Source organism: Pseudomonas sp. Pso3 (assembly GCF_055393275.1).
This window is the reverse complement of the sequence record NZ_AP043687.1, coordinates 4843472-4869866: the sequence shown is the minus strand read 5'-3', so window position 1 is coordinate 4869866 and position 26395 is coordinate 4843472. Positions and strand designations below refer to the sequence as shown.

The 26395-nt window shown below is 67.8% G+C and carries 24 protein-coding genes; 8 read left to right on the top strand and 16 right to left on the bottom strand.

Annotation, left to right across the window (positions count from 1 at the left end; all coding sequences use genetic code 11):
• Positions 1–66 precede the first annotated feature (66 nt).
• Complete coding sequence (locus tag ACZ5R1_RS22885) at positions 67–501, top strand: CBS domain-containing protein (RefSeq protein ID WP_464712743.1); 435 nt, start codon at positions 67–69, stop codon at positions 499–501.
• 4 nt (positions 502–505) lie between these two features.
• Here the strand turns inward: ACZ5R1_RS22885 and ACZ5R1_RS22880 are convergent, their stop codons facing one another.
• Genes ACZ5R1_RS22880 through ACZ5R1_RS22870 form a run of 3 tightly spaced genes read right to left on the bottom strand, consistent with a single transcriptional unit; the run spans position 506 to position 2270 of the window.
• Positions 506–1177, bottom strand: a complete 672-nt coding sequence (locus ACZ5R1_RS22880) for a GNAT family N-acetyltransferase (protein WP_464712742.1) — start codon at positions 1175–1177, stop codon at positions 506–508.
• Positions 1174–1623: a GNAT family N-acetyltransferase gene (locus ACZ5R1_RS22875; RefSeq protein ID WP_288473682.1), complete on the bottom strand. Its 450-nt coding sequence runs from the start codon at positions 1621–1623 to the stop codon at positions 1174–1176. The genes ACZ5R1_RS22880 and ACZ5R1_RS22875 overlap by 4 nt, the downstream gene beginning before the upstream one ends.
• Before the next feature lie 14 nt (positions 1624–1637).
• Positions 1638–2270 carry an FMN-binding negative transcriptional regulator gene (locus tag ACZ5R1_RS22870; RefSeq protein WP_288473684.1) on the bottom strand — a complete coding sequence of 211 codons (633 nt, stop codon included), beginning with the start codon at positions 2268–2270 and terminating at the stop codon, positions 1638–1640.
• 90 nt (positions 2271–2360) lie between these two features.
• Here ACZ5R1_RS22870 and pdxR point away from each other — a divergent pair, with 90 nt between their 5' ends.
• Positions 2361–3776, top strand: a complete 1416-nt coding sequence (gene pdxR, locus ACZ5R1_RS22865) for a MocR-like pyridoxine biosynthesis transcription factor PdxR (protein WP_288473686.1) — start codon at positions 2361–2363, stop codon at positions 3774–3776.
• Between the two features lie 9 nt (positions 3777–3785).
• Here pdxR and ACZ5R1_RS22860 read toward each other — a convergent pair whose 3' ends face one another.
• From ACZ5R1_RS22860 to ACZ5R1_RS22840, 5 genes are all read right to left on the bottom strand, one after another.
• On the bottom strand, positions 3786–4793 hold the full coding sequence (locus ACZ5R1_RS22860) for a hypothetical protein (RefSeq protein ID WP_464712741.1): 1008 nt from the start codon (positions 4791–4793) through the stop codon (positions 3786–3788).
• A complete protein-coding gene (locus ACZ5R1_RS22855; protein WP_288473690.1) occupies positions 4793–6649 on the bottom strand; it encodes a hypothetical protein in 1857 nt (618 codons plus the stop codon). The genes ACZ5R1_RS22860 and ACZ5R1_RS22855 overlap by 1 nt, the downstream gene beginning before the upstream one ends.
• A gap of 12 nt (positions 6650–6661) precedes the next feature.
• Entirely contained in the window at positions 6662–7552 is an 891-nt protein-coding gene (locus ACZ5R1_RS22850) for an SH3 domain-containing protein (protein WP_169854594.1), read from the bottom strand.
• Positions 7553–7688: 136 nt separating this feature from the next.
• Entirely contained in the window at positions 7689–8495 is an 807-nt protein-coding gene (locus tag ACZ5R1_RS22845; protein ID WP_464712740.1) for an amino acid ABC transporter permease, read from the bottom strand.
• The gene (locus ACZ5R1_RS22840; protein ID WP_288473694.1) at positions 8492–9313 is read right to left on the bottom strand and encodes a transporter substrate-binding domain-containing protein; all 822 of its coding nucleotides are present in this window, start codon (positions 9311–9313) and stop codon (positions 8492–8494) included. Before ACZ5R1_RS22840 ends, ACZ5R1_RS22845 begins: the two co-directional genes overlap by 4 nt.
• A 100-nt stretch (positions 9314–9413) precedes the next feature.
• Here ACZ5R1_RS22840 and ACZ5R1_RS22835 point away from each other — a divergent pair, with 100 nt between their 5' ends.
• From ACZ5R1_RS22835 to ACZ5R1_RS22820, 4 genes are all read left to right on the top strand, one after another.
• Positions 9414–10316 carry a homocysteine S-methyltransferase family protein gene (locus ACZ5R1_RS22835; protein ID WP_464712739.1) on the top strand — a complete coding sequence of 301 codons (903 nt, stop codon included), beginning with the start codon at positions 9414–9416 and terminating at the stop codon, positions 10314–10316.
• Between the two features lie 465 nt (positions 10317–10781).
• Positions 10782–12116, top strand: coding sequence for a CitMHS family transporter (locus tag ACZ5R1_RS22830; RefSeq protein ID WP_027598679.1), 1335 nt, complete (start codon positions 10782–10784; stop codon positions 12114–12116).
• 116 nt (positions 12117–12232) lie between these two features.
• On the top strand, positions 12233–12985 hold the full coding sequence (locus ACZ5R1_RS22825) for a TerC family protein (protein ID WP_027598678.1): 753 nt from the start codon (positions 12233–12235) through the stop codon (positions 12983–12985).
• A 164-nt stretch (positions 12986–13149) separates the two neighbouring features.
• On the top strand, positions 13150–14820 hold the full coding sequence (locus ACZ5R1_RS22820) for a Na/Pi cotransporter family protein (RefSeq protein WP_027600470.1): 1671 nt from the start codon (positions 13150–13152) through the stop codon (positions 14818–14820).
• 393 nt (positions 14821–15213) lie between these two features.
• Here the strand turns inward: ACZ5R1_RS22820 and ampC are convergent, their stop codons facing one another.
• Complete coding sequence (gene ampC / locus ACZ5R1_RS22815; RefSeq protein WP_115946235.1) at positions 15214–16368, bottom strand: class C beta-lactamase; 1155 nt, start codon at positions 16366–16368, stop codon at positions 15214–15216.
• 171 nt (positions 16369–16539) lie between these two features.
• On the opposite strand from ampC, the gene ACZ5R1_RS22810 reads away from it, so the two are divergent.
• The gene (locus ACZ5R1_RS22810) at positions 16540–17442 is read left to right on the top strand and encodes a D-hexose-6-phosphate mutarotase (RefSeq protein ID WP_115946236.1); all 903 of its coding nucleotides are present in this window, start codon (positions 16540–16542) and stop codon (positions 17440–17442) included.
• 313 nt (positions 17443–17755) lie between these two features.
• Here the strand turns inward: ACZ5R1_RS22810 and ACZ5R1_RS22805 are convergent, their stop codons facing one another.
• Both ACZ5R1_RS22805 and ACZ5R1_RS22800 read right to left on the bottom strand, forming a co-directional pair.
• Positions 17756–18739 (bottom strand): asparaginase, encoded by a 984-nt coding sequence (locus ACZ5R1_RS22805; protein ID WP_042134896.1) that lies wholly within the window; start codon positions 18737–18739, stop codon positions 17756–17758.
• 87 nt (positions 18740–18826) lie between these two features.
• A complete protein-coding gene (locus ACZ5R1_RS22800) occupies positions 18827–20281 on the bottom strand; it encodes an alanine/glycine:cation symporter family protein (protein ID WP_037006575.1) in 1455 nt (484 codons plus the stop codon).
• Positions 20282–20552: 271 nt separating this feature from the next.
• Here ACZ5R1_RS22800 and ACZ5R1_RS22795 point away from each other — a divergent pair, with 271 nt between their 5' ends.
• On the top strand, positions 20553–21341 hold the full coding sequence (locus ACZ5R1_RS22795) for a helix-turn-helix domain-containing protein (RefSeq protein ID WP_042134893.1): 789 nt from the start codon (positions 20553–20555) through the stop codon (positions 21339–21341).
• On the opposite strand, the gene ACZ5R1_RS22790 is transcribed toward ACZ5R1_RS22795, so the two are convergent.
• From ACZ5R1_RS22790 to ACZ5R1_RS22770, 5 genes are all read right to left on the bottom strand, one after another.
• Positions 21338–22543 carry a GGDEF domain-containing protein gene (locus ACZ5R1_RS22790; RefSeq protein WP_042134891.1) on the bottom strand — a complete coding sequence of 402 codons (1206 nt, stop codon included), beginning with the start codon at positions 22541–22543 and terminating at the stop codon, positions 21338–21340. The two genes, ACZ5R1_RS22795 and ACZ5R1_RS22790, sit on opposite strands and share 4 nt — an antisense overlap.
• 144 nt (positions 22544–22687) lie before the next feature.
• The gene (locus tag ACZ5R1_RS22785; protein WP_042134890.1) at positions 22688–23788 is read right to left on the bottom strand and encodes a polyamine ABC transporter substrate-binding protein; all 1101 of its coding nucleotides are present in this window, start codon (positions 23786–23788) and stop codon (positions 22688–22690) included.
• 23 nt (positions 23789–23811) lie between these two features.
• Positions 23812–24843: a histone deacetylase family protein gene (locus ACZ5R1_RS22780; protein ID WP_115946237.1), complete on the bottom strand. Its 1032-nt coding sequence runs from the start codon at positions 24841–24843 to the stop codon at positions 23812–23814.
• 114 nt (positions 24844–24957) lie between these two features.
• Positions 24958–25317, bottom strand: coding sequence for a cupin domain-containing protein (locus tag ACZ5R1_RS22775; protein WP_115946238.1), 360 nt, complete (start codon positions 25315–25317; stop codon positions 24958–24960).
• Between the two features lie 46 nt (positions 25318–25363).
• Positions 25364–26365 carry an AraC family transcriptional regulator gene (locus ACZ5R1_RS22770; protein WP_115946239.1) on the bottom strand — a complete coding sequence of 334 codons (1002 nt, stop codon included), beginning with the start codon at positions 26363–26365 and terminating at the stop codon, positions 25364–25366.
• Positions 26366–26395 lie beyond the last annotated feature (30 nt).

Below are 26395 nucleotides of genomic sequence, written 5' to 3'. Positions count from 1 at the left end.
TGTAATCGGCTGACCGGCCCTGCCAGGCACCTCCGGTCACGCTCGCCTCACCTCAGGAGAACTACAATGAAAACCGTCGCCCAGTTGCTCGCCCTGAAGACCCAGCAGGACGTCTACACCATCGCCCCCGACGCCTGGGGGCTCGACGCCCTGCGGCTGATGGCGGAAAAGAACGTCGGCGCGCTGCCGGTGATGCGCGACGGCGAACTGGTGGGCATCGTCAGCGAACGCGACTATGCGCGCAAGGTGGCCCTGCAGGGGCGCTCCTCCTATGCGACCCCGGTCAGCGAGATCATGACCGAGGCGGTCATCATCGTGCTGCCGCAGCAGACCGTGGGCGACTGCATGCAGATGATGACCGATCACCACCTGCGCCACCTGCCGGTGATGGGCAACGGCAAGCTGATCGGGTTGCTGTCCATCGGCGACCTGGTCAAGGCGACCACCGTCCAGCAGGCGGAGCTGATCCGCCACCTGGAAGGCTATATCCGCGGCGAGTGACGGATCAGCCGGTCCGTCCGGCGCTCACGGCGATGGCGCTGAGCTGGCGTCCTTCGGCATCGAAATTCTCCGCCGCCAGCCAGCGCCGGAAGCCGGCGTCCACGGCGGGCCACTCGTGATCCAGCAGGCTGAACCAGGCGGTGTCGCGGTTGCGTCCCTTGACCACCCGATGCTGTCGGAACAGCCCCTCATGGCGCATGCCCAGCCGTTCGGCGGCACGTTTCGAGCGGGCATTGGCGTTGTCGCACTTCCACTCCAGGCGCCGATAGCCGAGGGTGAAGGCTTCCTGCATCAGCAGATAGAAGGCTTCGGTGGCCAGCGGCGTGCGCTGCAGGCGCCCGCCAAAGGCGACATGGCCGATCTCGATGCTGCCGTGTTCGGGGACGATGCTCATCAGGCTGAGCTGCCCGAGGGCGCGACCGTCGCGGGGATCCACCACGACGTAGAACAAGGGATCACGACCCTGGGCCAGACCGGCCAGCCAGCTGTCGAAGGCGGCCCGCTCGGCGAAGGGGCCATAGGGCAGATAGTCCCACAGGGCCGGGTCCTGGTCGTGCAGGGCCTTCCAGAGATCGGCGCCATGGCGCGGCGGGTCCAGGGGTTCCAGGCGTACAAGGCGACCCTGCAGCAAGCGGGGCTGGGGCGGAAGGGCCGGGGTCCAGTCGAGCGGGGTCATGATCTGTCTCCCAGCAGGTGGCGGTACTGGATGAAGCCGGAGCGGGTGGCGATGCGATCGTAGAGCTGGCGTCCCGCATAGTTGGTCTCCTGGGTCAGCCAGTGCACCCGGTCGCAGCCGTCCGCTTCGGCGCGGGCATAGACGTGCTCGATCAGGGCGCGGCCCAGACCGCCGCCGCGATGGCCCTTGGCGACATAGAGATCCTGCAGGTAGCAGTAGTCGCTCTCGGTCCAGCAGGAGGGGTGATAGATGAAGTGCACCAGGCCCAGGGGCCGCTCGCCGTCCCAGGCCAGGGCGCCATGCAGGGGCTGGGCGGGATCGAGCAGGCGTTGCCAGGTGCGGGCATAGGTGGCCTCCGGCAGCACGGTCTCGTAGAAGGCCAGGTAGGCCTGCCAGAGGTCGTGCCAGACGGCGTGATCGGCTTCGCTCAGGGGGCAGATGGTCATGGGTGGCTCCAGGGTCAGGCGGGAGAGGGGATCAGGGCGGCCAGGGCCTGGTCGCCGGGTACCGGGCTGGCGGCCAGACCCTGGCGGACGCCTTCGCGATCGGCGGCGTTGCGATTCTGGCTGAGCTTGGCGAGGCCCTGGAGGCTGTCGAGAGGCAGGCGCAGGCCGCGGATGGCGCGCAGCATGCCCTGGACATAATCCGCCGGTGCATCCGCGACCTGCCAGGGGCGGGCACGCCCGGCTTCGTGCTGGTCGGTGAGGCGCTCCAGCAGCTGCAGCAGGCGCTCGGGGTCATCGAACACCTCGACGCTGCCGCGGGCGTGCACCGCCTGGTAGTTCCAGGTCGGCACCACGCGCCCATGTTCGGCCTTGCCGGGATAGAAGGCCGGGCTGACATAGGCCTGGGGACCCTGGAACACCGCCAGTGCGACAGGGGCCTCGACCAGTGCCTGCGCCTGTGGATTGCTGCGTGCCAGGTGGCCATAGAGGGTGCCATAGGGACCCTCGTCGGGCGCCAGCCAGAGCGGCAGATGACTCACCAGCGGACCGGCCTCGGTCTGGCTGACCAGCAGCGCCAGGGCGTGATCGCGCAGGTGCTGGTGCAGCCTGGGCAGGTCGTCGAAACAGAAGGCGGGATTGGGATACATGGGCAGGAACTCCAGCGACGTCCGGCCATGCTAAGGTCGCCTTTGGCTCCCTGTAAGAGCCAATTTCCATAACTTTCAGGGTGCCAATCCATGCTGGGATTCGAGCCGTCGGGGCTGTTGCTGGAGCCGGGTCAAGGGCTGGCGCGCCAGCTCTACCAGGGCCTGCGTGGGCGTATCCTGGCCGGTGAGCTGGCCGCCGGGGTACGGCTGCCGGCCAGTCGCGAACTGGCGCGATTGCTGGGGGTTTCGCGCAATACCGTGACCGCCGCCTACGAGCAGTTGCTGGCCGAGGGTTTTCTCGACAGTCGCCCGGGTGACGGTACCTATGTCGCGCCCGTGACCCGGGCGCTGGCCGCTCCCGAAGCCACGACCAGGGCGGCCCCTGTGCCCCTGGCCAGCGTGCCGCCCGGCGCGCCGTGCGCCTTTCGGGTCGGCCTGCCGGCGGTGGATCTGTTTCCCTTCGCCACCTGGGCGCGGCTGCAGCAGCGCTTCTGGCGTCAGCCGGAACCGGCGCTGCTGGGCTATCGCGAACCCGGCGGCGAACCGCAGCTGCGCCGCCTGCTCTGTGCCTATCTACGCCAGGCGCGGGGCCTGGTCTGCGCACCCGAGCAGATCCTCATCACCAGCGGCGCCCAGCAGGCCATCGAACTCTGCGCCCGGCTGCTGCTGGCGCCGGGCGCCCTGGCGGCCATGGAGGATCCCGGCTATCGTGCCGCGGGCCTGGCCCTGCAGAGTGGCGGGGCGCGGCTGCAGGGAATCGCGGTGGATGCGGCAGGGCTGGTGGTGGAGCAGCTGGCTGGCCAGCGGGACTGCCGACTGGTCTATGTCACCCCTTCGCACCAGTATCCCACCGGCGCGGTACTGTCCCTGCCGCGCCGCCTGGCGCTCTTGGACTGGGCACGGCAGGCGGACGGCTGGATCGTCGAGGACGACTACGACGGCGAATACCGCTACCAGGGCGCGCCGCTGGCGCCCCTGGCCGCCCTGGATCGCCACGATCGGGTGCTCTATGTCGGCACCTTTTCCAAGATCGCCTTTCCCGGCCTGCGCCTGGGCTATCTGGTGGCTCCGCCTGCGCTGGTGCCGGCGCTGCTGGAGCTGCAACGGGCCGGCATCCGCCATCTCGACAGCGCCACCCAGACGGTCATGGCCGATTTCATCGAGCAGGGTCATTTCCAGCGCCATATCCGGCGCATGAGGCGGGCCGCGCGCAATCGCCGCGATGTGCTGCTGGCCGGCTGGCCAGAGGTTGCCGGCTGCGCCCCGCCCGGTGTCCCGGTTGCCGGCCTGCATCTGTGCCTGCCGGTCACCCGCCTGGCCCGCGAAGCCGAGCTGGTAGCGCGGGCGGCCGCGGTCGGGGTGGAACTCAATGCGCTGTCGCGCTATTGGCTACCCGAAGGCCCGACCCCGCCCGACGCCCGCGCCGGACTGGTGCTGGGCTTCGCGGCGGTGCCGGAGGCGCGGATCAAGGAGGCATTGGCCAGGCTGCGGGGGGCCTGGGCCTGAGCGCTGCCGTCAGAGGCTTTTCGACTCCAGGTTGAGGCGGTCCAGCAGGCCGGCGGCGCCGGCGGGATCCAGGGCCGCGGTCAGGGCGACTTCCAGGGTATCGCTCAGACGCACGCGTTCCTTGGGCGCAAGGCTTACCCGCAGACCGTCTTCCTCGCCGGCGGCCAGATCGACCAGACCCTTACAGAGGTCCTTGCCGCGCGCGCCCAGACTCTGGAACTCCTGCAGGCAGTCGTTGCGCTGCTGCTGGTGCTCCGCGGCCAGGGCCCGGTCCCGCTGCTTGTCGAAGTCGCCCGCGGTAGGGTCGAGCGGCAGATAGCGGCGGGTCAGGGCCAGGCTGCGCTTGAAATAGCCCTGATCCGTGACATCCACCCGCAAGCCCTTGAGCTCGGCGCGTTGCGCGCTCTGTTGCAGCTTGCCCAGCAGACCGAAGGATGACAGCAGACCGCGCTGGCCCATCTGCTGGCCATTGTCGGCCAAGTCACTCAGGTCTTCGGCCAGGCGGCGGACCTGGGCCAGCGACAGGCTCGCATCCACGTCCAGCAGCTCCGGCAGGTCCAGGGTCAGGCCGATGTCCGCCAGCTCGTCCTCGACGTTCCATTTCAGCCGGCCGGAAAAGGGCGCCAGTTCGGCACGTCCGCTGGCGAGCAGCAGATCGCCAACCAGGGGCAGGCGCAGCGCCGTCGAGCGGCCCTTGGCGTCGGGCGGAAACGCCACGCCTTCGAACTGGACATCGGCCCGGCGGTGAGCGGGTTCGTCCTTGAGGTCGGAGAGGGTCAACTGGGCGATGCTCGGCCCATCGCTGATGCGCACCTCGTGCAGCTTGATCGTGCCGCCCAGCGGTGAGGAGGACAGCGACTGCCAGCTGATCCTGTCCTGCAGGCGGTGTTCGAACAGCCAGTCGCGCAGACGTCCGTCGGCGACATGGGCGGCGTAGGCCTTGAGACCGAAATAGCCACCGACCACCACGACCAGCGCCGCACCGGCCAGGAGTTTGACGTTGAGAGTCCGTTTCATCAGAAGCGCTCCTCGCCGAGACCGGCATCCTTGAGCTGTTGGCGGGCCGCCTCGGGGGTCCAGGCGGGGTCTTCGAATTGCACCCGTGCCAGCGCCAGGGGATCGCGCAGGTCGCTGCAACCTTCGCTGGTGCAGGGCTGCACGACCTTGGCCGTCAGGTGCGTCAGGGGCAGGTCGTCGGCGTCACGCGCCTTCGGATCAAGCTGCAGGGTCCCGCTCAGGACATACCAGCCGGTCTTGGCCGAGGTGCCGGTCAGTACCTGCGCCTGGATCGGATAGGGATAGTCGAGGGTCCAGCCATCGCTATTCGTCTTGGTCACCCGGGCGATCAGGCGTACGGGATGGGTAGCGCCACGCACCAGGTCGCCATAGTCGCCACCACTGCCCGGCGCGTAGTCCACATCGTTGACCTGCCGTGCCAGCAGCGCCTGGGGATTGCTGCGCGCTTCCCGGGTCAGGCGCTCGTAGGTGTCGAGCTGATCACGGGCACGAGCCGCCTGCTGCATCCGTGCCTGCCGGGCTTCGCGCTCACGCTCGCGTGCGGCCTGCTCGCGCTGGCGCGCCTGCTTCTCGTCCCACATGAACAGGTAGTTGGTAGCCTGCTCGGGGTTGAACTGCCAGGCCTTGCTGCGCCAGTTGCGGTCGACATTGACACGATACAGCCAGAAGTCCTGACTGGATTCGTTGCTGTTCCAGGGGCGGGGAAAGATGCCCTTGGTGAAATCGCGCACGGCCAGGAAGGTGAAGTGCGGGATCATCGTACCCAGGTCGTCGAGCTGTTGCTGGGTCTTGGCGATGATGGGACGGATCTGATCGAGCTGACGGAATTGCTCGCTGTTACCGGTCACAAACAGCACATCCGGCGCATTGATCGACCACTGGCCGCGATAGCTGTAGCCGAGGCGCAGCAGGCTGTAGCTGGCGGTCGCCGGATCGCTGGCCAGCAGGAACAGCGCCTGCTTCTGGCTATCGAAGCCGACAAAGCGCAGCGGCGGCAAGGGCTTGTCCAGCGGCAGTCCGTTGAGGAAGAAACCCTTCCAGCGCTGCAACTGCTTGCCGTCGCTCCGCTCCAGAACGAGTTCACCCTCGCCCTGGGCCAAGCCGTTCTCGCACCGGATACCGCTGGAGCGAACCTGGAGGTAGCGGCTGTCTTCCTCGGCCTTGAAAGGGACGCGGAAGGCGCAGCCCTGGCTGTCCTTGAGGATGGTCATGAAATCGCTCTTGGCCAGTTCGGCCTCGCCATCGCCCGGGCGCCAGCCGGCGACATCGAAATCGGTGGCGATCTGACCGGCAGGGGCCTTGGCTGCAGGTGCAGGTGCAGGCTCGACCTTGGCCGGCGCGACAGGTGTCGATTCGGCGACCGGGGCCGCTGGCGCTGCGGGTGCCGGTGTCTCTGGGACTGCTGGAGGAGTGGCGGGCTTGGCCGTTTCAGGCACCGCCGCAGTGGGCGCCTCGGCAGGTGGCGCCGCCTTGGGCGGTTCGACGGCGGCCGGGGCAGGAGCTGCGGCAACGGCAGCCGGATTCTGTACCTGCGCCGTCCAGGCCGTGGCCTTGGTGGCCGTGCCGTTCAGCCGGGCGTCGGTGCTACCGGTCGCCGTCCAGGTCAGGCGTTCGGCCTGGTCGCACTGTTTGCCGAGCAATGCGCCGATCTTGGGCATCAGGCGTTCGACGGCCACTTCCTCGGCGGGCTTGCCATAGACGAAGCGCAGCGCCAGGTCGGGCGCGCACCAGGCGGCTGCCGCGTGGTCGACGAAGACCTCGACGTCTTCGGCCTTGGAATAGGCAAGGCGGGTGCTTTCGGCCTGGGCAGCCGTGGCCGTGGCCAACAGCGTCAGGGCCAGCAGGGTGGGTTTCATGGTCATCCTTCCTTAGATCAGTTCCCAGGCACCGTCAGCGGCCTGGCAGGCCTTGGTGGTCTGCTGATCCTGCTGACCGTCCTGGCTCAGGCTGTAGTTCAGGGTGCGGCAGGTGGTCTTGGCGGCGACCTTGTCCTGCACCGGCGCGGCATCGAGATCGGCGGCGTCGAGGTCCACGCCCTGCTGCTTGGCGCTGGCCACGTCCAGGGTGTCCAGATCCACCGCCGGTGCCGGTTGCGCCTTGGTCTTGCCAGCGGTCGCCACCGTGGCAGCGGTCGCCGGCGTCACCAGGGGCGCGTAGACATAGCCGATGGTGACGCCCTTGCGGCCCACGGCGATCCAGTCGTTGCCGGTACGACCCAGGGCGGTGAAGCGCGTACCCGTGGGCAGCCCGCCGACCTTGGCGGCATTGTCGTTGGGCGCGGCGCGCAGGTTGGCCGACTTGATCGACTGGTAGGGCTTGTTGAGCAGGGTCAGCTGCTCGACCTTCTGCACCTTGGGCGTGCGCTTGACCGCCACCTGGCGGGCTTCGGTCTCGGTCGCCACCGGCACGATGCGGGCGGTGGCGCCACTGTGGTCGGAGGTCCAGGTGGTCACCTGACCGTCCTGGGCGTGCTCCAGCGCCTTCTGCGTCTGCACGGCCAGGGCCTCGCGATCACGCTGGTCGAGCTTGGCCCCCAGGGTCTTGCCCAGGGCGCCACCGGCGAGGGCGCCGGCCAGCATGGCGGCGGTACGGCCACTGCCACCACCGATCTGGCTGCCGATGAGGATGCCAGCCGCCGCACCGACCACGGTGCCGACATTTTCCTGATTGAGCCACTCGTTCTGCGACATGTTGGAGCAGCCAGTGACGGCGAGGCTGCCACCCAGGCAGAGAACGGCAAGGCGATGACGAGGCTTCATGGTGAGTCCTTTCCGAAGCAGGAATTTAGGAGGAGGGAATGGTAGAGGCTTGATCCGGAGGTGTTGTGATCGGGCTCACCAAAATCCGGTTTGGTATCAAAGGGCTAGCACGATCCAGCGGGAACATCGGGAGACTCTACCGCCCCCGATACGCCTTCCCGTAGTGCCGCTCCAGGCGCGACTGCATGAATTCCATGGCCAGGGACATCAACCAGTAGAGCACCGCCGCGGTGGTCAGCAGTTCCAGATAGCGATAGCTGGAGCGGCCATAGGACTGGGCGAGGAACATCACTTCCCAGACACCCATCACCGAGACCAGGGAGGAATCCTTGAGCATGGAGATGAACTGGCTGGTGGTGGGCGGGATGATGCTGCGCATGGCCTGGGGCAGGGTGACGCGCCAGAAGGTCACCCGCGATGACAGGCCCAGGGCCTGGGCTGCCTCGCGCTGACCGGCGGGGACGCCGAGCAGGCCGGCGCGAAAGATCTCGCTGAGGTAGGCGCCATAGTTCAGCGACAGGGCGAGGATGCCGGCGCTGATGGCGCCGGGCACCACGCCGATCTGCGGCAGGCCCAGGTAGATCAGCAGGATCTGGATCAGCAGCGGGGTGCCGCGAAAGAAGGAGGCGTAGAAGGTCGCCACGCCATAGGCCAGGGCGCTGGACGACAGCCGGCCCAGGGCCGCGGCGAAGCCCAGCAGCACCGACACCAAGATGGAGCTGAGGCTGAGAAACAGCGTCAGGGCCGCGCCCTGCAGGAAGCCGTTGGGGCCCAGGCGCCAGCCCACCAGGTTGGACAGGCGCGGCCAGACGCTGGCGAACTTGAGATCGAAGCCGAGCACGAAGACCACGCCCCCGGCCAGCAGCGCCAGCCAGGTCAGCCAGACACGGGTGCGAAAGCTCAGCAGGGGGCGGCGCTGGTCTGGGGGCGGTAGCGGACTCATTGGCTGATGTCGGCACCGATCCACTTGTCGGAGATCCGCTTCAGGGTGCCGTCCTGGCGCAGCCCGTCGATGATCTCGCGCAGCGTGGCGGCGAATTCCGGGTCACCCTTCTCGATGGCCACGGCGTTGGGCTCGGCATAGAGCGGTGCGCCGGCCAGCTTGAACTTGCTGTCCTGGGCCAGGCGCGGCTGGGCGGTCACCAGGTTGGTCAGCACCGCGTCCAGGCGCTTGCCGGCACCCAGGCCGAGGTCCTGGAAGGCGACGTTGTCGTCGGGGAAGGGCACCACCTGGACGTCGTCGAAGGGGTAGCTCAGCGGCTTGTCCTCCTGGCCCTCGATGGTCAGGTCCTTGTTCAGGTAGCTCTCGTAGGAAGAGGCGCTGGTGACCCCGACCTTCTTGCCGGAGAGGTCCTTGGCGCCGTAGATGCGGTCGTCACCGGCGTTGACCACGATCACCGCCGGCGAGGCGTAGTAGTTGACCGGGAAATCGAACACCTGGGCGCGCGCCTGGCTGGGCGTCATGGAGCAGATGCAGACATCGTAGCGACCGCTCCAGCGACCAGCAGCGATCACGTCCCAGGAGGGGGTTTCCAGGCGCAGCTTGACGCCGAGCTTGTCGGCCACGGCCTTGGCCACGTCCACGTCGAAGCCCTCCAGCTGGTTCTGGGCATTGAGCTGGGAGAAGGGCGGATAGCTCTCCATGAGCACGTTGACCAGCTCGCCCTTGGCCTTGATGCGATCCAGGGTGGCGCCGGCTGAGGCCGAGGTGGCGACCAGCGCCAGGGTCAGGCCGAGGGCCGATAGCAGAGCGGTTCTCATGGGGGCGTCCTTTGCAAAGGGTAAGAGGGCCTGGTATTAGAGAGATATGAGAACCGATATTGAACTCTGTTTTGGTTATAAGGAAAAGTGAAATAGCTATATGGCCAACATGAATCTTGTGCTTCTCGACGGTGGCATGGGCCGCGAGCTACAGCGCCGCGGCGCGCCCTTCCGTCAGCCGGAGTGGTCGGCCCTGGCCCTGAGCGAGGCGCCGGAGCAGGTGGAGGCGGTGCATCGTGCCTATATCGAGGCCGGCGCCCAGGTGATCACCAGCAACAGCTATGCGGTGGTGCCCTTCCATATCGGCGAGGCGCGCTTCGCCGCCGAAGGCGAGGCCCTGGCGGCGCGTGCGGGTGAGCTGGCGCGGCAGGCGGTGACGGCCAGCGGTCAGCCGGTGCGCGTGGCGGGGTCGCTGCCGCCGCTGTTCGGCTCCTATCGTCCCGATCTGTTCGAGCCGGCGCGGGTGGACGAGGTGCTGCAGCCGCTGATCCGCGGCCTGGCGCCCCATGTCGATCTCTGGCTGGCGGAAACCCAGAGCTCCCTGGCCGAGGTGCGCGCCATCGCCGCCGGGCTGCCCAGAGACGGCAAGCCGCTGTGGCTGTCCTTCACCCTCAAGGACGAAGACGTCGACGAGGTCCCACGGCTGAGATCCGGCGAGCCGGTGGTCGAGGCGGCGCAGCTGGCGGTGGAGCTGGGCGCCGGAGCCCTGCTGTTCAATTGCAGCCAGCCCGAGGTGATGGCCGCGGCGCTGGATACCGCGCGGGCGACCTTTGCTGCGGCAGGGATCGAGATTCCATTTGGCGCCTATGCCAACGCCTTCCCGCCCCAGCCGGAAGAGGCCACCGCCAACGACGGCCTCGACCCCCTGCGGCCGGATCTGGATCCGCCCGGCTACCTGAGCTTCGCCCAGGACTGGCAGGCACGTGGCGCGAGTCTGATCGGCGGCTGCTGCGGTATCGGCCCGGAGCATATCGCCGTACTCAACACACGACTGCGCGGCTGACGCCCGCATTAGGTTGGCAAAAAAGCGGACAGCGCCCCGGGCGCTGTCCGCTTTTTTTCTTGCCATCAGACGCCGTTCAGACCTGCGCCTGGCCAGCATCGGCGAACAGCTTGGCGCGTAGCCGACCGACCAATATCCAGGTGCTGCTCGATTTCTTCGTCGACCACCTGAGCATCCCGGGCTGGCAGCGGGCCGAACAGCCCCGTCCGTGTCGGCTTCGTGACATCCGGCAACATCCACTCGCCACCACGCAAGGCTGGCGAAAGGTTGACCTCTTAGGATCCGCTCAAGACCCGCCCCCGTGAGCGGGCGACGTGCCTACAAAAATAACCAGGATTCTTGCCATGTCGTATCTGTCCTTCCAGGCGTCCCCGCGCGCCCCTCTCCCCTGGATTTTCGCCCTCTCCGCGCCGCTGCGCCGCGGCTGAACCCTCCTTCTCTTCGCGAAAATTCAGAGGTATCCCCATGCTGACTTTCCTCGGCTTCGCCATGGTCATGACCTTCATGTACCTGATCATGACCAAGCGCCTGTCTCCGCTGATCGCCCTGACCATGGTCCCGATCGCCTTCGCCGTGCTGGCCTGGGCGCTGTCCAGCGAATTCGCCAGCCTCGGCCACGTCAAGCTCGACGCCCTCGGCCCGATGATGCTCGACGGCATCCGCAAGCTGGCGCCCACCGGCGTGATGCTGCTGTTCGCGATCCTCTACTTCGCCGTGATGATCGACACCGGCCTGTTCGATCCGGCGGTGCGCTGGATCCTCAAGCTGGTCAAGGGTGATCCGCTCAAGGTGGCCATGGGCACCGTCTTCCTGACCCTGGTGGTCTCCCTGGACGGCGACGGCTCGACCACCTACATGATCTGTGTGGCGGCCATGTTCCCGCTGTACCGGCGCCTGGGCATGAATCCGCTGATCATGACCTGCCTGATGCTGCTCTCCAGTGGCGTGATGAACCTGACCCCCTGGGGCGGTCCGACCGCGCGCGCCGCCAGTGCCCTGCACGTGGATCCGGCCGACGTCTTCGTGCCCATGATCGCGCCCATGCTGCTGGCCATCGCCTGGCTGTTCTTCCTGGCCTACCTCTATGGCCGCAGCGAGCGCGCACGCCTGGGCATTCTGCAGATCGGCGAGACCGAAGGCGCCGACGTCACCGTCTCCCAGTGCGCCGAGGCCCGCCGCCCGCACCTGCGCTGGTTCAACGGCCTGCTGACCCTGGCGCTGATGGCTGCGCTGATCATGGGCGTGCTGCCGATGCCGGTGCTGTTCATGATCGCCTTCGGCATCGCCATGACCGTCAACTACCGTTGCCTGAACATGCAGAAGCAGCGCATCGCCGCCCATGCCGAAAACGTCCTGGCGGTGGTCTCGCTGATCTTCGCCGCGGGCATCTTCACCGGCATCCTCTCGGGTACCGGCATGGTCGACGCCATGTCCAAGGGCCTGCTGGCGGTGATCCCGGACGCCCTGGGCCCGTACATGGCGGTGATCACCGCCCTGGTCAGCCTGCCGTTCACCTTCTTCATCTCCAACGACGCCTTCTACTTCGGCGTGCTGCCGGTGCTGGCCGAGGCCGCCGCGGCCTATGGCATCAGTCCGGTGGAGATCGCCCGGGCCTCCATCGTCGGTCAGCCCGTGCACCTGCTCAGCCCGCTGGTGCCCTCGACCTACCTGCTGGTGGGCCTGGCCAAGGTGGAATTCGGCGACCATCAGCGCTTCACCCTGAAGTGGGCCACCGTGACCTGCATGTTCCTGCTGGTCGGCGCTTTGTTACTGGGTGTGTTTCCGCTGTACAGCCGCTAGAGTTTTGCCAGAGCTACGACTAGCCTTGCCGGCTGTTCGAAAACGGCGCGTCGCCCGATGCGCCTTTTCCATTAGAGCGCGCGCCCGAGCGCGCCTTAGCTACGAGAGGATTTGCAATGGACTGGTTGACCAACCCGGAAATCTGGGTCGCCTTCTTTACCCTGACGGCCCTGGAGATCGTCCTCGGCATCGACAACATCATCATGATCTCCATCCTGGTCAGCCGCATGCCCAAGCACATGCAGGCGCGGACCCGGTTCTTCGGCCTGGCCCTGGCCATGGTCACCCGCATCCTGCTGCTGCTGTCCATCACCTGGGTGATGCGCCTCACCGCCGACCTGTTCTTCGTCTTCGGCCAAGGCATCTCCGGCCGTGACCTCATCCTCTTCTTCGGCGGCCTGTTCCTCCTGTGGAAGAGCAGCGCCGAGATCTACCACGGCCTGGAAGGCGAGGAAGAGCAGGACGAAGACGCGCCCACGAAGAAGGGCAGCGGCTTCATCGGCACCATCATCCAGATCGCCATCATCGACATCGTCTTCTCGCTGGACTCGGTGATCACCGCGGTCGGCATGGTCAGCCACGTGCCGGTCATGGTCGCGGCGATCATCGTCGCGGTGCTGGTGATGATGCTGGCGGCCGGCGCCATTAGCACTTTCATCGACAAGCACCCGAGTCTGAAGATGCTGGCGCTGTCCTTCCTGATCGTGGTCGGCACCGTGCTCATCGCCGAGGCCTTCGAGGTCCACGTGCCCAAGGGCTACGTCTACTTCGCCATGGCCTTCTCGCTGGCGGTGGAAGCCATCAACATCCGCCTGCGCGGCAAGGCCAAGGCCCGCGAAGCGGTCAAGCTGCGCAAAGAGCAGATCTGAGCCCAGCGGCGGAACCCACCCGGCTCTCCGCCGCCTAATCCAGCAAGTCCCCACGAGCCCGAAGGTGCCCTGCCTTCGGGCTCGTGCGTCTGTGCAGAACGGTCATTACGATTTTGTGACAAGCTCGCCAGGAGCTCTTGGACACGCGCCGGGAGGGCGCCACGATGCTGACACTGCTCAATCTGCTATCCGCTGTGGCCCTGCTGGTGTGGGGCACCCATATCGTGCGCACCGGCATCCTGCGGGTATACGGCGCCAGTCTGCGCCGGGTGCTCAGCCGCAGCATGCAGCGCATGCCGCTGGCCTTTCTTTCCGGTATCGCCGTCACCGCCCTGGTGCAGAGCAGCAACGCCACGGCGCTGCTGGTGACCTCCTTCGTCGCCCAGGGCCTGGTGCCGCTCACCCCGGCGCTGGCCATCATGCTCGGCGCCGACGTGGGCACCGCGCTGATGGCGCGGGTGCTGACCTTCGACCTGTCCTGGCTGTCGCCGCTGCTGATCTTTCTGGGCGTGGTGTTCTTTCTCGGTCGCAAGCAGACCCGCGCCGGCCAGCTCGGCCGGGTCGCCATCGGCCTGGGGCTGATCATCCTGGCGCTGCAGCTGATCGTCGAAGCCGCCTCGCCGATGACCCACGCGGCCGGGGTCAAGGTGCTGTTCTCCTCGCTGACCGGCGACCAGCTGCTTGATGCCCTGACCGGCGCGGTCTTCGCCATGGTCTCCTATTCCAGCCTGGCTGCGGTGCTGCTGACCGCCACCCTGGCCGGCTCCGGGGTCATCTCGCTCAAGGTGGCGCTGTGCCTGGTGGTGGGCGCCAACCTGGGCAGCGGCGTGCTGGCGCTGATGGGCGCGGCCAAGCAGGGCGTGGAGGCACGGCGGGTGGCGGTGGGCAGCCTGCTGTTCAAGCTCGCCGGCTGCATCCTGGTGCTGCCCTGGATCGGCCTCTTGGCCGACTGGCTGCAGGGCTACGACTTCAATGACGCCGAGGTGGTGATCGGCTTCCACGTCGCCTACAACCTGGTGCGCTGCCTGCTGTTCCTGCCGCTGACCGGGCCCCTGGCGCGCTTCTGCACCGCCATGCTGCCGGCCAAGGACAGCGCCGAGACCATCCTGCGGCCGCGCCACCTGGACACCGCCGCCCTCGACACCCCGGCCCTGGCGCTGACCAATGCCTCCCGCGAGCTCCTGCGCATGGGCGACGTCATCGAGCAGATGCTGCAGCACCTGCTGGTGCTGATCAACGCCGGCGACAAGCAGCTGGCGCGCGAGGTGCGCCGTCTCGATGATGACGTCGATGCCCTCTACACGGCGATCAAGCTGTACCTGGCGCGCATGCCGCGCGACGACCTGGACGAGCGCGACAGCCGGCGCTGGGCCGAGACCATCGAACTGGCGATCAACCTGGAGCAGGCCGGCGATCTGATCGAGCGCATGGCCAGCGACGTCGACAGCAAGAAGATCGCCGCCCGCCGTTCCTTTTCGGCTTCCGGGGTGGACGAACTTTCCGCCCTGCACCGGCTGCTGGTCGACAGCCTCAAGCTGTGCCTGTCGGTCTATCTCTCCGGCGACCTGGACGCGGCGCGGCGCCTGCGTCGGCTCAAGCAGCGCTTCCGCCTGCTGGAACGGCGCTATGCCCATGCCCACGTCGAGCGGCTGCACCAGCAGGTGGTGGAGAGCTTCGAGACCAGCTCCCTGCACCTGGGCCTGCTCAGCGACATGCGGCGGGTCAATTCGCTGTTCTGCAGCATCGCCCACGGCGTGCTGGAGGCGGCCGACGCCGGCTACGCCACCGAGCACGAGCTGCCGGTGGAAGGGCGCGAGGAATCGGGTGGGGCCTGAGGTTGGGTTTCGTGGATGAGGCTGCGCCGTCATCCACGCGACTGATCTGATCTTGTCAGCGCCAATGAAGTTGAGCGCCACTTCGGATGGCCCTCTCCCCTGGGGAGAGGGCTGGGGTGGGGGAGCCCCCTGCTGCGAACTCCCAGTGGAAAAGGCTGCGCCGTCATCCACGCTACGGCTGCCGGTGAAAGGACGCGAGTAATCGGGCGCGGTTTGGTGGATGAGGCTGCGCCGTCATCCACGCTACGGGTTTCTAGTTGATCGCGGCCCTGGCGGTCCGCCGAGGCGGCCGCTCCTACAGATGACTGTCTGCTCGCATTATCGCGGCCATGGGCCGCTCCTACAGAAGCATCACACCCTGTAGGAGCGGCCCATGGCCGCGATTGTGGTACCTCACTGCACCCGGCTATCGAGCTTCTGCAAGATCCGCCACGCCGTCTCGATCCGCGCCGGGATCGGATAATTGCGGTTGGCCAGGATCACCAGGCCGAGCTGGCGCTCCGGGATATACAGCGCATAGGCGCCGAAGCCGTTGGTGGAGCCGGTCTTGTTCAGCAGGCGGGCACCGCTCGCCGGCAGGGGCGGGTGTTGCCAGTCCACCGGTTGCGGCTCCAGGGCCATCGCCGGGGTGTTGCCGGCCAGCAGCTGGGTCTTGGCCAGCGGATAGGGGTAAGCCTCCCAGCCCAGGCCCTGGGTCAGGGGACCACTGCGATAGTAGCCCTGCTGGGTGGCGTCGAGCGCCTTGGCCAGGGGGCCCGGCAGCCGACCGGGATTGAGATTCGCCTCGACGAAGGCGAGCAGATCGCCGGCGGTGGTCTTGATGCCATAGGCCTCTTCGGCATAGACACCCGGATTGACCCGCAGCGGCTGATCGTTCTTGCCATGGCCCCAGGCATAGTGGGCCTGCTCGGCCGCCGGCACCTGCAGATAGGTGTGATCGAGTCCCAGGGGCTTGAGCACGTGGCGCAGAAGCGCCGTGGCGAAGGGCTCGTCGAGCCGCTGGGCCGCCAGGGCGCCGAACAGGCCGATGCTGGGATTGGCGTAGAGGCGGCGGCTGCCGGCGGGGAAGGGCGGCTGGAAGGCGCGGTAGAAGGCCGTCGCCTGATCGTCCGTGGTGACGCTATCGGGAAATTGCAGCGGCAGGCCGCCGGCGCTGTAGGTGGCCAGTTGCAGCAGGCTGGCCTGGCCGATGGCGCTGCCGGCCAGGGCCGGGCGGACCTGAGCGGCGGACTCGTCCAGCCGCAGGCGACCGGTCACCGCGGCGTAGCCACCCAGGGTGGCGGTGTAGGTCTTGCTCAGGGAGCCGATCTCGAACAGGGTGGCGGCGTCCACCGGCTGGCCGCTGCGGCGGTCGGCGGTGCCGAAGTAGTAGAGCCGGCGCAGGCCCGGGGCGCTGACGCCTATCGCCAGGCCCGGGATGTCCTGCTCGGCCATCACCGCGCGAGCGGCGGCGCGGACCTCGTCGTCGAGGGGATTGGCCGCGTTGGCCAGGAGCGGCAGGGCCAGGCCCAGGCCGAGCAGCAGGGAAAGACGCGGGAAAGCCGACATGCGGGAGCCATTCCTGAAGAGGGGAGGCCAGGAGTCTAGCCGAGCGGTGCGGCACCGGTATGAGACGCGGCCAGCGTTGGAAGGTTTTCCCGCCGCTGCTGTCCATGGCTGGCTGGAGCCCGGTCCTCGACTGGACTACAGTCGCCTCTCACCTTTTCCAGGAGTCATCCCATGTCCGCTGCCCTCCTCGTCGAACAGATCCAACTGGGTCAATTGCCCGTCTGGCGCATCCGCGTCGGCCAGGCCGAAGCCCTGGTGGCCTGCCAGGGCGCCCATGTGCTGCGCTACGGCTTCGACGGCGAGCCGGACATCGTCTGGGGCAATCCGGAAGCCGTGTTCGAGCCCGGCACCCCGATCCGTGGCGGCATCCCGGTCTGCTGGCCCTGGTTCGGCGATCTGCTGAAAAATCCGCCCGCGGTCCAGGCCATGTGCACCACCACCGCGGACGCCCCGGCCCACGGCCTGGCGCGGCAGGTCGCCTGGCAGGCCGGCGGCGTCGAGGTGGACACCGACCGGGTGCGCCTGGACTTCCACCACCGCACCTCCGCCGAGACCACCCCGGGCTGGCCCCATGCCACCGAGCTGACCCTGAGCCTGAGCGTCGGTGAGCGCCTGGAGCTGACCCTGAGCGTGCGCAATCTGGAAGATCATCCGCTGGTGCTGAGCCAGGCGCTGCACACCTATTTCGCCGTGAGCGACGTGCGCGAGGTGGGTATCGAAGGCCTTGCCAATGCCGACTACTACGACTGCCTGGACGGCTGGACCCGCAAGCGGCAGAACGGCGAGCCCACCATCACCTCCGAGACCGACCGGGTCTATGTCGGCCTGCCGGCCCGCCTGGCGATCCGCGATCCCCAGTGGCAGCGCCGGCTGTTCGTAGAGACCCGCAACAGCCATTCGGCGGTGCTGTGGAATCCCTGGATCGACAAGGCCGCGCGCCTGAGCCAGTTCGCCGACGACGCCTGGACCGGCATGCTCTGCATCGAGACCGCCCGGGTGATGGACGACGTCCTCACCGTGGCACCGGGCGCCTCCGCCGAGATGGCGGTGAGCCTGTGGCGCGAGGCGCTGTAAGGGACTGAGCGGGCGCCTGGGTCGGCCCTCACCCCGACCCTCTCCCGCAGGGAGAGGGGGCGCTTAAGGGGGAATTTGGTGCGAAGGGCTTGGGGCTTGGAGCTGTTGGGCTTCAAGCGCACCCTCACCCTGGCCTTCTCCCAGAGGGAGAGGGGATGCTCCGATAGGCTTTGGCGTGCTGGGTATTGGCGCATGCGCAGGGCTCACGCCTGGCGTGGCAGGGTCACTGCCGTGCTGCGGCGTATATCCAAACGCCCCCCTCTCCCCCAGGGAGAGGGCCGGGGTGAGGGAGCAGCCACCCCTCAGGCGACGATCACAACTCCTCGCACAGATTCCGCCCGATCCACTCGGCCACCGCCGCGCGCTCCAGGCCGCAGCCGAGCAGGGCGTGCAGTTTGCCCAGGGCGGCTTCGCGGGTCATGCCGCGACCGGAGATGACCCCGGCGTCGGCCAGGCCGCTGCCGGCGGCGTAGGTGCCCAATTCCACGGTGCCACGGGCACCCTGGCTGAGGGCGACCACGGGGACCCCGGCGTCGCGTAGTTCAGCGAGGGCGGCGAGAAAGTCGGCGTCGTCCGCCGGCCCCGTGCCGCTGCCGTAGCACTCCAGCACCAGCCCCTGTACACCACTGCCCATCAGGCCGCGCAGGACCGCGCCATCGACCCCCGGAAACAGCGGCAGCACCGCCACCCGCACCGGCTGGCGCGGCTGGTTGAAGCGCAGCGCGGCAGGTGCGGCGACGAGGGCGTCACCGCTGCGCGGCCGGGCGCTTGCCACGAAGGCCTTCCAGCCGCTGCTGGCCTGCTTGGTGCAGCGCGCCGCGGGCAGGCGTTCGCCATGGAATTGCACCTGGACTCCTGGCGCCAGTCCGCTCGAGAAGGCCGCGAAGCTGTCGGCCAGGTTGCCGTCGGCATCGCTGTCCGGCACGCCGGCCGGCAGCATGGAACCGGTCAGCAGCACCGGAATGGTCAGGCCCAGCAGGCGGAAGGCCAGGGCGGCGGCGCTGTAGGCCAGGGTGTCGGTGCCGTGCAGCACCAGCACGCCGCGACAGGCCGGATCGGTGGCCACGGCCATGATCGCCTGGGCCATGCGTTCCCAGGCGGCGGGGGTCATGTTGGCGCTGTCGATCAGCGGCAGCAGTTCCTGCAGTCGCCAGGCCGGATTCCCCAGCTCCGGACGGCTGGCCAGCAGGGCCTGGATGCGCGCCTCGAAACCGGCGGCTGGAGCCAGGCCGGCAGCGGTCGCCTGCATGCCGATAGTGCCGCCGGTGTAGAGGATGTGCAGGTAGGGTGAGCTCATGAGGGACTTCCTGATAAGACTGCCCCCACACGGGGTGGGGGCAGGAAAGCGGTCGCGGTCCGGGTCAGCGCGACCCGGTGGCGGCGGTCAGTGCGCCTGGCGCGGCTGGGCGGCGCGGGCTTCGGCGACGGTCTCTTCCAGACGCTCCAGCGCCGGCCAGGCCTGGCGATCCAGGTCCAGGTCGCGGAACTGGTCGGCGTCGAACACCGGCTGGTCGACCCCGGCACGGCGCTGGGCGTCGTAGTCGTTGAGCACGCGCATGCCGACCTTGATCAGCATGGCCAGGGCGATCAGGTTGACGAAGGCCAGGCAGGTCATGGTGATGTCGGCGAAGGCGAACACCGTGGTCAGGTTCTGCATGGAGCCCCAGCAGATCAGCACCAGCACCAGGCCGCGATAGCCGAGCAGCACGGCCTTGCCGCGGCCGAGCAGGTAGCGCAGGCCGTTCTCGCCCAGGTAGATGTTGTAGAGGATGCAGGTGAAGACGAACAGCGACAGGGCGACGCTGATGAAGATGCGACCCCAGTCACCGACCACCGCGGCCAGGGAGTTCTGGGTCAGGACGATGCCATCGCCTTCGAAGCCCGGGGTGTAGAAGCCCGACAGCAGGATCAGCAGCGCGGTGCAGGTGCAGATGACGAAGGTGTCGAGGAAGACGCTGAAGGCCTGCACCACGCCCTGGGCGGCCGGGTGCTTGACCGCGGCCACGGCGGCGACGTTGGGCGCTGCGCCCAGGCCGGCTTCGTTGGCGAAGACGCCACGCTTGACGCCCATGGTGATGGCGGCGCCCAGCAGGCCGGCGAAGGCCGGTTCCAGGCCGAAGGCGCTCTTGACGATGGTCAGCAGGGTGCCGGGGACCAGGTCGATCTGGGTGACGATCACATAGAGGGTGACGGCGATGTAGGCCAGGGTCTTGACCGGCACCAGGATGTCGGAGACCGCGGCGATGCGCTTGATGCCGCCGATGAACACCAGGCCCAGCAGGATGGCCAGGGCGATCCCGGTGTACTGCACCGGCAGGCCGAAGGCGTTTTCCAGCGAATGGGTCACGGTAAAGGACTGCAGGCCGACGAAGGCGAAGCCGTAGGTCACCAGCAGCAGCGCCGAGAAGGCCAGCGCCATCCAGCGCTTGTTGAGGCCGTGCTGGATGTAGTACGCCGGACCGCCGACATAGAGGCCGTCGCCGTCGGCGCGCTTGTAGACCTGCGCGAGGGTGCACTCGAAGAAACTGCTGGCCATGCCGACCAGGGCGGTCACCCACATCCAGAACACCGCGCCGGGGCCGCCCAGGGTCACGGCCAGGCCCACGCCGGCGATGTTGCCGGCACCGACGCGACCGGCCAGGCTGAGCATCAGCGCCTGGAAGGAGCTCAGGCCATCACCGCTGTTGCGCAGGGAGTCCTTGAACACGGTGAACATGTGCGGGAAATGGCGCACCTGCACGAATCGCGAGCGCAGGGTGAAATAGCTGCCCAGGCCGACGATCAGCACGATGAGCACGTGGCCGGACAGGAAGTCGTTGAGCATTTCTAGGTAGTGCATGAAGAATCCTCGAGCATGCTAGTGATGCTCCAAGGCCGGCTCGCAAGCCTTGGGGCTATTATTGTGGAATATCCCGCCCGGGTCTGCTCCCGTCGTGGGGAGACGACGGCAACAGGCGCTGGGACGGGTCGGTCCGGGTGGAACGGGCAGTAGGTCGGACCGGGCGCCTAGATTCGGCTATCCCACCGGCGTGAACAATTCCGCGCCTCGCTTCAAAATGGCGCGACTTGATGCTAGTTTTCTGGCCGTCTGTCAAGCTCGGGCCGGACTCATGAGCGACTTTTCCGCCAATTTGCAGCTGCTCTGCCAGCGCCACCGCTCGATTGCCGCCGTCTGTCGCGCCGTCGGCATCAACCGCGCCCAGTTCAATCGCTACCTCAACGGGCAGAGCCGTCCGTCGCCCTACAACCTGCAGCGGCTGGCGGAATTCTTCGGCCTGCCGGTGGGCGATCTGCAGCTGCCACAGCGGCAGTTCGCGGCGCGCCTGGGCGCGCCGGTCGGCCAGGAAACGGGGTGGGCCGGGCAGGCCCTGGCCCTGTTCGGCGAGCGTCAGGAAGGCCTGGCGCGCTACCAGGGCTACTACCACGAATACTATCCGTCGCTGTCGACGCCGGGCGTGGTGCTCTGCGGACTGGTCTGGCTGTTCGCGGAAGCGGGCGTCTTCCGCTACGTGCGCTTCGAGCGCCTGCGTCGCCGCGGCGAGACCACCAGCCAGGCACGCTTTCGCTACCTGGGCCTGGCCATGAGCCTGGAAAGCCGGCTGTTCTTTACCGACTACGAATCCCTCACCGGCAACGAGCTGTCGCAGACGGTGCTGCTGCCCAGCGCGCGCAACCGCATCGATCGCCTCAACGGACTCAAGCTGGGCGTCAGCGCCTCCGACCGGCGCGAGCCGGCCTGCACCCGGGTGGTCTGGGAGTACCTGGGCACCCGGCCGCCACGGGGTCGGGCCTATGCCCGCATCGGCCTCTACGACTGGCAGGATCCCAGCCTGGACGACGATCTGCGCCAGCGCCTGGCCAGCATGGTCCTGATCGATCGGGTCTATCGCCTGGGCTAGAGGGATTCTTCCATCGCTGGGTGGCAGCGATCGCAGTCCTCGAGGATGGCGCGGTCGCGCCCGGCTTGCTTGGCCCAGTAGAGCTGGCGATCGGCGGCTTCGATAAAGCTCTCGGCAGAGTCGTGATCCGGCCGCGCACAGGCGCCGCCAATGCTCACGGTCACCCGCGGACCGGCCTGGGGCCCGAGGTGGGGGATCTCCAGGCGCCGTACCGCGTCGAGCAGGCGCTGCGCCAGCTTGGCGGCATCCTCTTCGCGCGACGGCGTGCAGAGGATGGCGAATTCCTCGCCGCCGTAGCGGGCCAGGCAATCGCCGGCGCGCAATTCGGCGGCCAGGGCGCTGGCGACCTGTTGCAGGCAGCGATCGCCCGCCGGATGCCCATAGCGGTCATTGAAGGCCTTGAAGTGATCGACGTCGATCATCAGCAGGAGTAGCGGCCGGGGCGGGGGATGGGCCAGGGCGGTGGCCAGGGCCTGCATCAGCGCCCGGCGATTGGCCACGCCGGTCAGGGGATCGGTGGCGGATTGCTGCGCCAGGAAGCGGTTGGAAGCGGTCAGCTCTTCGTTGCGCAAGCGGTCGCGCAGGATCAGTAGATAGCCCTGACGGCGGGCGCGCTCCATCCAGAAGTTGTTGAGCAGGGTAAAGCTCGCGGTGGCGAACGCCAGGGTCATGACCAGCGACGCCTCCAGGGCCGGCAGGGTATGCATCTGGGTGGCCAGACCGATGGCCAGCAGGGCGATCAGGGTGTGGACCGCGGCCTGGCGCAGGGGTGGCGCGATGCAGCTGTTGGTGAAGAGCGTCATCAGCGGCATGGTCGCCAGCCAGAGGGCGCGATGCGCGGCATCGGTGGCCTCGACGTCGAGCAGCGGCGGCGCATAGGCCAGCAGGCAGGGCAGGATACCCAGCCACTCGCGCGCGGGATGTTCGGCGGGTATCAACCCGAGCGCCAGCAAGACCAGCCCGCCGCCGATCACCACCAGCGCGCTGAGCAGGCTGATGAGCCAGAAGGCATCGGTCATCAGGATCCAGTCCCAGATCGAGAAGCTGGCGTAGGCGAGGATGGCCACGGTCAGGCTGATGCGCAGGTGCCGCCGGCGCGAACGGGCGATGTCGTGCTGGTAATGCCGTTCCAATACCGGTTCGAAGCGCAGGGCCCAGAAAGGCCGAGCCAGCGCTCGGGTGAGGGCGAGACTGAGGGACATGACGCCGTACCTGGCAGGTAAATCCAATGGGTCACTTCAGCACAATAAGTCCCTTAGCGCGATAGAGGGTTCCCGGACGCGGGGATGTAACTGCCGAATGGTAGCCATTGGCTACCATTCGGATGATCGTGGAGGATTCGACCTTCAATTACCGGCCTTGATGCGACTCCAGGCACGGGTGCGGACCCGCTCGATGGGCTGCGGCAGCGGCTGCACCACATAGAGCTTCTTGAGCATCTCCGGGGTGGGCACCAGGTCGTGGTTGTCGCGGATGGCGGCGGTCACCAGCGGCATGCCCGGCTTGTTGGCGTTGGGGTAGCCGAGGTAATCGCTGATCCCGGCGATCACCTTGGGCTCGAGCAGGTAGTTGATGAAGGCATGGGCCTGGTCGACATTGGCGGCACTGGCCGGAATGGCCCAGGTGTCGAACCAGATGGGCGCGCCCTCGCGTGGCAGACGCCAGTCCACCACCACGCCGTTGCCGGCTTCCTTGGCGCGATTGCCGAACTGGTAGAAGCTGCCCGAATAGCCCACCGCCACGCAGATGTCGCCGTTGGCGATATCGGTCATGTACTTGGTGGAATTGAAGTAGGCCATGTAGGGGCGGATCTTCAGCATCAGCGCCGTGGCCTTTTCGTAGTCCTTGGCGTTGGCGCTGTTGGGATCCAGGCCCAGGTAGTGCAGCACCACCGGCAGGATGTCCGAGGGCGAGTCCAGCATGGCCACGCCGCAACTCTTGAGCTTGGCCATGTTCTCCGGCTTGAACACCAGGTCCCAGCTGTCCACCGGTGCGTCCGCCCCCAGCGCCGCCTTGACCTTGGCCGGGTTGAAGCCGATGAGGATGGTGCCGTACATGTAGGGCACGCCGTACTGGTTGCCCGGGTCGTTGACCTCCAGCAGCTTGAGCAGCTCGGGATCGAGATTCCGCCAGTTGGGCAGCTTGCTCTTGTCCAGCTTCTGGAATACGCCGGCCTTGATCTGGGTTTCCAGGAACTGGTTGGAGGGAATCACCAGGTCATAGCCGGAGCGGCCGGTGAGCAGCTTGGCCTCCAGCGACTCGTTGCTGTCGAAGGTATCCCAGGTGACGCGGATGCCGGTCTGCTTGGCGAAATCCTTGGGCGTCTCGGGCAGGATGTAGTCGGCCCAGTTGTAGACCCGCAGTTCGCCGGGATCGGCGGCCTGGACGGCGGTGGCGAGCAGGGCGCCACCGAGCAGGGCGGTGAGCGGACGCAGGAGGCTGTGCATGGTCGGATTCCTCGCGATAGGGATCAGGCGCCGTCGAAGGCGGCCAGGACGTTCACCGTGTTGGTGCCGATCTCCGCCACGGCGTAACCGCCTTCCATGACGAACAGGGTCGGCAGGCCGAGCCGCGCCAGGCGTTCGCCCAGGCGCAGGTAGTCGTCGCTCTCCAGCTTGAACTGGGAAATGGGATCGGCCTTGAAGGTATCCACGCCCAGGGAGACCAGCAGCAGGTCCGGGGCATAGTCCTGCACGCGCGCCAGCGCTACCTCCAGGGCGGCGCTCCAGCTGTCCCAGGCGCTGCCGGCGGGCAGCGGCAGATTGAGGTTGAAGCCCTGGCCCGCCCCGCTGCCGGTCTCGTCGGCATAGCCGAGGAAGAAGGGGAATTCGAAACCCGGATCGCCGTGCAGCGAGAGGAACAGCACATCGTCGCGCGCATAGAAGATGTCCTGGGTGCCGTTGCCGTGGTGGTAGTCGACATCGAGGATGGCCACCCGCCGGGCGCCGCCGTCGAGGGCGGCCTGGGCGGCGATGGCGGCGTTGTTCAGATAGCAGTAGCCGCCCATGACATCGGCGGCGGCGTGGTGGCCCGGCGGGCGGCAGAGGGCGAAGGCGCTGCGTGCGCCCGCAGCGACCTCGGCTCCGGCACTCAAGGCCACCTGGGCGGCGCTGTAGGCGGCCTGCCAGGTGCCGGCGGTGATGGGCGCGCCGCCGTCGAAGCTGTAGTAACCCATGCGCCCGTGCAGGCTGGTGGGCGGCAGTACCTGGCGCAGGGTGCGCGCCGGCCAGGTATAGGGCAGCAGGTCCACGGTCTCGCCGCGGGCCGCCCATTCGTCCCAGGCGCCGGCGAGAAAGTCGAGATAGGCCGTGCTGTGGATGCGTGCCAGTGGCGCCCGGCCGAAGTCCTTCGGCGGCACCACCTCGCCGAGCTGCCTACGGTGACACTCGGTGAGGATGAATTCGACGCGCTGGGGCTTTTCGAAACAGGGCTGCAACTGGCCATCGATCAATTCGCAGCGGCCGTGATGCAGGGCGTGATCGGGACTGTGGTGGATGCGCATGGCGACTCCGGGCGGCGGGCTCTCTCCAGATTCTTGCCAGCCCGGCGGCCCGCGACGAGAGGCGCTGCGGCCAAAAGGGGATAGATCCGGCCAGATTGCGCCCGGCGGCGGCCATCAGCCGCCCTTGGCTTCGTAGACCACGAAGCGCTTCAGGGTCGGCTCCAGCACCTCCCAGGTGCCCTGGAAGCCGCGCGGCACGACAAAGCTGCTGCCGGGCCCGAGACGGGTGGCGTGGCCCTGGTCATCGGTGACCAGATTCACGCCTTCGAGGATCTGGCAGTACTCCTCCTCTGTGTAGTTCACCCGCCACTTGCCCACCTCGCTGTGCCAATGGCCGACGGCGAACACGCCGCTGCCATCCTCGTAGTCGAGCCAGAGGCTCTGCAGCGGATCGCCCTCCAGGCGTTTTTCCGCCGGCAGGCGGTATTGATCGGTGGGTTGGCCGCGGTCCGCGAGCAGGGTCAGCGAGGGCATGGGGAATCCTCCATGGGGACGGGAAGCGCTCAGCATACGCCGACCGCTAGAGTCGATAACCCCGCGGCGACCGGCCGCTCCAGCGGCGGAAGGCATGGCGGAAGCTGGCTGTCTCGCTGAAACCCATCGCCTCGGCGATGCGATAGATGGGCAGCCGCTCCTGGGCCAGCAGATCGCGCGCCCGCGCGAAGCGCAACTCATCCAGCAACCGTTGATAGCTGCTGCCGCCGGCCTGCAGGTGGCGACGCAGGCTGCGCGGTGCCATGCCGAGGTGGCCGGCCAGGGCCGCGAAGGAGGGTGGGGCCGCCAGATCGGCACCCAGCAGGGTGCGGATGCGGGCGAGCAGGGCGCGCTGGCGATCCTGTTCGGGGGCGAGGCGGCCACACTGCTCCAGGGCGTCACGATGGGTCACTGGATCGGCCAGTGGCAGCCCGCGATCAAGCCAGGCAGCGGGAAAGGCCAGGCCGTTGAAGGCGGCGGCGAAGGCCAGGGGCGTGGCGCCGAAGCAGTCGGCATAGCGCGCGCGATAGGCTGGCTCGGGGTGCCGGAAGACTACCTGCACCAGGGGCAGGGGCGTACCCAGGAGGTCGTAGCAGATCGCCAGGAGCGAGGCCAGGCAGCACTCGGCGTTGCAGCGCTCCAGCTCCGGCGCGAAGGGATGGTCGTCGGCCCTGAGCCAGGCCAATTCGCCGTGGCGCTCCAGGCGCAGGGTGAAATAGGCACCCAGCAGGCTTTGGTGGGCCAGGGCCGCCTGCAGCGCGGCGCCCAGGGTCGGGGCGCTGAGCAGGGCATAGCCGAGCAGGCCGTAGCCGGAGACGCGCAGCCGCCAGCCCAGGAGCAGCCCCAGTTCGGGCGGTGCCATCGGCAGGGCGTTGGCGATGACCCGCTGTTCCTGGGCCAGGGTGATGAGCCGATGGGGCTGTTCGAGATCGTCCAGCCGCAGGCCGCTGCCGGCCAGCAGGGGCGCCGCCCGGGCGGGCGTGTCGGCCGCCAGTTGCTGGAGGACCAGGGACACCAGGTTGAGATTGATCAGACCGGACTGACGCATGCGAAAACTCCCCGGGGCGGTGGCAGCCTT